The sequence below is a fragment of the Rathayibacter sp. AY1B7 genome (genome assembly GCF_002932735.1).
Classification (GTDB): Bacteria; Actinomycetota; Actinomycetes; order Actinomycetales; family Microbacteriaceae; genus Rathayibacter.
In genome coordinates this window covers 62,656-68,655 of sequence record NZ_PSWK01000020.1, presented here as the reverse complement: position 1 = coordinate 68,655, position 6,000 = coordinate 62,656, and the positions used below count along the sequence as shown (strand labels likewise).

Sequence of the window (6,000 nt, the reverse complement as noted above, 5' to 3'; positions counted from 1 at the left end):
TCGCCGAAGACGACGACCGCGTCCTCGAGGAAGACGGAGTCGGCGAGTCCGGGCGCCGGTGCGGCCTCGACCGTCTCCCAGCCGGCCCGCTCGAGCACGCTGCAGACCCTGCTGCGCCTCGTCCCCTTCGTCGGCGACTCCCTGCCCCGGCTGCTCGGCGGCATCGCGGTCGCGCTCGTGGCGAGCCTGGTGTCGCTGGTCATCCCGATCGTCCTGCAGCAGCTCGTCGACGGGCCGCTGGGGGACGGAGCGGCCTCCGCCGGCTCCGGCGACCTCGGGCCGCTGATCGGCCCGGTCGCCGTCATCCTCGTGCTCGGCGTCGTCGAGGCCGGTGCCATCGCGCTGCGCCGCCGGATGGTCCTCACCCCCAGCACGCGGATCGAGGCGCGCATGCGCTCGGCGCTCTACAGCCGCCTGCAGGACCTCCCCGTCTCGTTCCACGACCGCTGGCAGAGCGGGCAGCTCCTGTCGCGGGCGATGAGCGACCTCAGCCTCATCCGCCGCTGGATCGCCTTCGGCTTCGTCCTGCTCGTGGTCAACGCGCTGACGATCGTCGTCGGCTTCGGCGTCCTCGTCTACTGGAACCCGATCCTCGGCGTGCTCTTCGTCGTGTGCTCGATCCCGGTCTGGATCTACGGGTTCGCGTTCGAGAAGCGCTACTCGAGCATCGCGCGCCGCAGCCAGGACCAGGCGGGCGACCTCGCCACGACCGTCGAGCAGTCGGTGCACGGCATCCGCGTCCTCAAGGCCTTCGGCCGCCACCAGCACGCGCTGGAGAACTTCGCCGGCCAGGCCGAGAAGCTCCGCGGCACCGAGATCGACAAGGCCCGCGCCATCGCCGGGATATGGCTCGTCCTGCTGCTGGTGCCGGACATCGCGTTCGCGCTCTGCCTGCTCGGCGGGGTCTGGCTCGCCGCGGCCGGCCAGCTGAGCGTCGGCGAGCTGTTCGCCTTCTTCGCCACCGCGACCGTGCTGCGCTGGCCGGTGGAGTCGATCGGCTTCCTCCTCTCGATGACCTTCGACACCCGCACGGCGGTCGACCGCTACTTCGAGGTGATGGACAGCCGGAACACCATCACCGACCCGGAGGACCCCGAGACGATCCTCGAGCCGCGCGGTCGGGTCCGCTTCCGCGACGTCCACTTCCGCTACCAGGACGCCCCCGAGCGCTACCGCGACCTCCTCGACGGCGTCGACCTCGAGGTCGAGCCGGGCGAGACGATGGCACTGGTCGGCATCACCGGCTCCGGGAAGACGACGCTCACCGCGCTGCTCCCGCGCCTCTACGACGTGACCGGCGGAGCCATCGAGCTCGACGGCGTCGACATCCGCCGGCTCCGCCGCGACGAGCTGCGCACGCACATCGGCATGGCGTTCGAGGACGCGACGCTCTTCTCCACCAGCGTGCGCGAGAACGTCCTCCTCGGCCGACCCGACGCGACCGAGGAGGAGCTGCTCGAGGCCCTCGAGATCGCGCAGGCCGACTTCGTCCACCGCCTTCCCGAGGGCCTGGACACGAAGGTGGGCGAGGAGGGGATGAGCCTCTCCGGCGGCCAGCGCCAGCGCCTGGCCCTCGCCCGCGCGGTGGCCGCGCGTCCGGCGGTGCTCGTCCTCGACGACCCGCTCTCGGCGCTCGACGTCGACACGGAGGCGCGCGTCGAGGCGGGGCTGCGCCGCGTGCTCGGCGACACCACGGCGATCATCGTCGCCCACCGCCCCTCGACGGTGGCGCTCGCCGATCGCGTGGCACTGATGGAGGAGGGCCGCATCACCGCGGTCGGCACCCACAGCGAGCTGCTCGCGAGCAGCCCGCACTACCGCTTCGTCATCTCGAGCCTCGAGGAGGACGAGCTGACCCGGCCCGCCGGGACCGAGCGCATCGGCTCCCGCCCCACGACGACCCACCAGGAGACGCGATCATGAGCACGCTCGGTTCCTCCGAGGAGCGCGACGACCTCAGCAGAGCGGAGTCGGCGGCCCTGCGCCGGCGCTCGCTGCGGCTGCTCGGCTCCCTGCTGCGGCCGCTCCGGCTGCGGCTGGTGCTCACCGCGGTCGTGGTCGTCGTCGCGACCGCTGCCCAGGTCGCGGGACCGGCGCTGATCGCGGCGGGCATCGACAACGGCCTGCCCGCGGTCCTCGCGGGGAACGCGGTCCCGCTGGCGGTCACGGTCGGCGCCTACATCCTCACCGGACTCGTCGGCGCGCTCCTGGTCGCCTGGTACACCGTGCTCTCCGCGCGGGTGAGCCAGGCGATCCTGATCGACCTGCGCAAGCGGGTCTTCCTGCACACCCAGAAGCTGAGCCTGGAGTTCCACGAGAACTACACCTCCGGCCGGATCATCTCGCGCCAGACCAGCGACCTCGACTCCATCCGCGAGCTGCTCGACTCTGGCATCAACCAGCTGGTGCAGGGTGCGCTCTACATGGGCTTCGTCGCGATCGCCCTGGTCTCCCTGGACGGCGTGAGCGGCATCGTGCTCGCCTGCGCCCTGGTGCCGCTCGCGCTGCTCACCCGCTGGTTCCAGAAACGGTCGCAGGCGCTGTTCCGCGGCACTCGCGTCGCCTCGTCGCGGCTCATCGTGCAGTTCGTGGAGTCCATGACCGGCATCCGCGCCGTGCAGACCTTCCGCACGCAGAAGCGCAACGAGTCCGTGTTCGGCGGGGTCGTCGAGCAGTACCGGCTCGCCTACAAGCGCGTCTTCGGGGTGTTCGGCACCTTCGACCCCGGGCTCGTGCTGATCGGCAACGTCACCGTCGCCGTGGTGCTGTTCATCGGCGGCGTCCGCGTGCTCGACGGCGGGCTCGAGATCGGCGCGCTGCTGGCGGTCCTGCTCTACACCCGGCGCTTCTTCGACCCGGTGCAGGAGATGGCGATGTTCTACAACTCCTACCAGTCGGCGGCCGCCGCGCTCGAGAAGATCTCGGGCGTGCTGGCCGAGGAGCCGAGCGTCCCGGATCCGGCCCGCCCGGTCGACCTGCGCCAGGCGCGGGGCCGCCTCGGCTTCGAGGGCGTCCGCTTCGCCTACACCGCCGACCGCGAGGTGCTGCCGCGCTTCGACCTCGACATCCCCGCCGGGCAGACCATCGCCCTCGTCGGGTCCACGGGCGCCGGCAAGACGACGCTCGCCAAGCTGATCTCGCGCTTCTACGACCCGAGCGACGGCGTGGTGACCCTCGACGGCGTGGACCTGCGGCGGCTGCACCCGAAGGACCTGCGGCGCGCGATCGTGATGGTCACCCAGGAGGCGTACCTCTTCTCCGGATCCGTCGCCGACAACATCGCGATCGGGCGGCCGACCGCGTCCTACGACGAGATCGTCCGGGCCGCGCAGGCGGTCGGCGCGCACGAGTTCATCCAGGCGCTTCCGGACGGCTACGACACCGACGTGAACAAGCGCGGCGGCCGCGTCTCGGCCGGTCAGCGCCAGCTGATCTCGTTCGCCCGCGCGTTCCTGGCCGACCCGGCGGTGCTGATCCTGGACGAGGCGACCTCCTCCCTCGACATCCCGAGCGAGCGCCTGGTGCAGCAGGGCCTGCAGACGCTGCTGGCGGACCGCACGGCGGTCATCATCGCGCACCGCCTCTCGACGGTCGCGATCGCCGACCGGGTGCTGGTGATGGAGCACGGCCGCATCGTCGAGGACGGCACCCCGGAGGCGCTCATCGCCGGCGAGGGCCGCTTCGCCACCCTGCACGCGGCCTGGCGGGACTCGCTCGTCTGAGCGGCTGCCGCTCGCGACTAACGCACTTGAGCCGATCCCGGCTCAGGGGCGCCAGCGTGCGCTGCGCACGTCGACGCGCCAGCCGCCCGGCGTGACGACGAGGGGCGTGCCCTCGCGCTCGTACTCCCGGCGGGCGCGCTCCTCGTGGCCGACCGGGGGCGCTCCTCCCGCGCGGACGACGCGCCACCAGGCGGTGTCGGAGCCGTAGCGGGCCATCACCGTGCCGACCGCGCGTGCCGCACGAGTGCCGAGGACCGCGGCGATCTCGCCGTAGGCCATCACGCGTCCGGGCGGGATCGAGGCGACCACCTCGAGGACGGCGGAGACGAAGTCGGCCGGCTCCGCTGCCTCCGGCGCCGCGCTCAGAGCGTCAGCGCCCCGATGTTCTCGCCGTACTGCGTCTCGCCGACGACCTCGAAGCCGATCCAGCGGAAGAACTGCTCCGGGCCGTCCTCGCCGGACTCCCAGATCACCGTGAGGGTGTCGAAGCCGCGGGCGCGGGCCTCGTCGGCGGTGGCGCGGACGGCGAAGGTGCCCACGCCGCGGCCCTGCTTCGCCGCGTCGATGTTGATGCGCCAGATGCAGCTGCGGAACTCCTCCGCCGCCTCCGGGTCGAAGTGCGCGTGGATGAAGCCGACCAGCTCGTCGCCGTCCATCACGGCCCGCTGCCAGGAGGCGCCCGGGTCGATCACCGCGGCGGCGGCGGAGTAGGAGACCGGCGCGATGAACTGCTCCTGGCCGGGTTTGAGGCTCAGACCGTTCACGGCGGAGATGTTCGAGGCGGACAGCTCTTCCAGGCGGAGGTCACTCATGCCGTCACTGTACCGGCGGCGCAGGACGGCGGGCATCCTCCTGTCGGGCGACGTGCGCCGGCCCCGGCGCGGACGATCGAGAACTGTCTCGACATCGAGACAGTTCGGGCCTCGGGTAGGCTGGCGGAGGCCATCCGGAGCGGTGCAGAGCCGCCCGTCCCGCACAGGTGCGGGGTCATCGACACCATGGGAGAGCAATGTCCAAGATCAAGGTTGAGGGAACGGTCGTCGAGCTCGACGGCGACGAGATGACGCGCATCATCTGGCAGAAGATCAAGGACACCCTCATCCACCCGTACCTCGACGTGAACCTCGAGTACTACGACCTCGGCATCGAGTACCGCGACGAGACGGACGACCAGGTCACGATCGACGCGGCGCACGCCATCCAGAAGCACGGCGTCGGCGTGAAGTGCGCGACCATCACCCCCGACGAGGCCCGCGTCGAGGAGTTCGGCCTCAAGAAGATGTGGAAGTCGCCCAACGGCACGATCCGCAACATCCTCGGCGGCGTGATCTTCCGCGAGCCCATCATCATCTCGAACATCCCGCGCCTGGTCCCCGGCTGGAACAAGCCGATCATCATCGGCCGCCACGCGTTCGGCGACCAGTACCGCGCCACCGACTTCGTCTTCAAGGGCAAGGGCACGCTGACCGTCGAGTTCACGCCCGAGGACGGCTCCGAGCCGATGAGGTTCGAGGTCTACAAGGCCCCGGACGACGGCATCGCGCAGGTCCAGTACAACCAGGACGCGTCGATCCGCGACTTCGCCCGCTCGTCGCTGAACTACGGCCTCTCGCGCAACTACCCGGTCTACCTCTCCACCAAGAACACGATCCTCAAGGCCTACGACGGCCGCTTCAAGGACATCTTCGAGGAGATCTTCGAGACCGAGTTCAAGGAGCGCTTCGACGCCGCCGGCCTCACCTACGAGCACCGCCTCATCGACGACATGGTCGCCTCGGCCATGAAGTGGGAGGGCGGCTACGTCTGGGCCTGCAAGAACTACGACGGCGACGTCCAGTCCGACACCGTCGCGCAGGGCTTCGGCTCGCTGGGCCTGATGACCTCCGTGCTCTCCACGCCCGACGGCAGCGTCGTCGAGGCGGAGGCGGCGCACGGCACCGTCACGCGCCACTACCGCCAGCACCAGGCCGGCAAGCCCACCTCGACGAACCCGATCGCCTCGATCTACGCCTGGACGCGCGGTCTCGCGCACCGCGGCAAGCTCGACGGCAACCAGGAGCTCATCGACTTCTCGCTCACCCTGGAGGACGTGGTCATCAAGACGGTCGAGTCCGGGAAGATGACGAAGGACCTCGCCCTGCTCGTCGGCCCCGAGCAGGGCTGGCAGACGACCGAGGAGTTCCTCGCGACCCTCGACGAGAACCTGAAGGCCCGCATGTCGGCCTGATCTCCGGCTTCGGCAGACGCGTCCGGCCCGCACGATCCTCGGATCCTGCGG

General features: G+C 70.7%; 5 protein-coding genes. 3 read left to right on the top strand and 2 right to left on the bottom strand.

Translation table 11 applies throughout. The annotated features are described in order from the left end of the window. Positions 1-99: 99 nt before the first annotated feature. Together C5C95_RS12035 and C5C95_RS12030 are read left to right on the top strand one after the other, a co-directional pair. Positions 100-1,923: an ABC transporter ATP-binding protein gene (locus C5C95_RS12035; RefSeq protein WP_104324513.1), complete on the top strand. Its 1,824-nt coding sequence runs from the start codon at positions 100-102 to the stop codon at positions 1,921-1,923. Beyond that, positions 1,920-3,722, top strand: a complete 1,803-nt coding sequence (locus tag C5C95_RS12030; RefSeq protein ID WP_104248128.1) for an ABC transporter ATP-binding protein — start codon at positions 1,920-1,922, stop codon at positions 3,720-3,722. Before C5C95_RS12035 ends, C5C95_RS12030 begins: the two co-directional genes overlap by 4 nt. Positions 3,723-3,764: 42 nt before the next feature. Here C5C95_RS12030 and C5C95_RS12025 read toward each other — a convergent pair whose 3' ends face one another. Continuing rightward, positions 3,765-4,088, bottom strand: a complete 324-nt coding sequence (locus C5C95_RS12025) for an MGMT family protein (RefSeq protein ID WP_104238475.1) — start codon at positions 4,086-4,088, stop codon at positions 3,765-3,767. Beyond that, entirely contained in the window at positions 4,085-4,534 is a 450-nt protein-coding gene (locus C5C95_RS12020; protein ID WP_104224946.1) for a GNAT family N-acetyltransferase, read from the bottom strand. The genes C5C95_RS12025 and C5C95_RS12020 overlap by 4 nt, the downstream gene beginning before the upstream one ends. Positions 4,535-4,731: 197 nt before the next feature. Between C5C95_RS12020 and C5C95_RS12015 the strand changes: the two genes are divergently transcribed. Then, positions 4,732-5,949 (top strand): NADP-dependent isocitrate dehydrogenase, encoded by a 1,218-nt coding sequence (locus C5C95_RS12015; RefSeq protein ID WP_104224939.1) that lies wholly within the window; start codon positions 4,732-4,734, stop codon positions 5,947-5,949. Positions 5,950-6,000: the final 51 nt, after the last annotated feature.

Bases quoted from the DNA above. Each gene is read 5' to 3' on its own strand.
- C5C95_RS12015 (WP_104224939.1), top strand. From the start codon at position 4,732: ATGTCCAAGATCAAGGTTGAGGGAACGGTCGTCGAGCTCGACGGCGAC.
- C5C95_RS12020 (WP_104224946.1), bottom strand. From the start codon at position 4,534: ATGAGTGACCTCCGCCTGGAAGAGCTGTCCGCCTCGAACATCTCCGCC.
- C5C95_RS12030 (WP_104248128.1), top strand. From the start codon at position 1,920: ATGAGCACGCTCGGTTCCTCCGAGGAGCGCGACGACCTCAGCAGAGCG.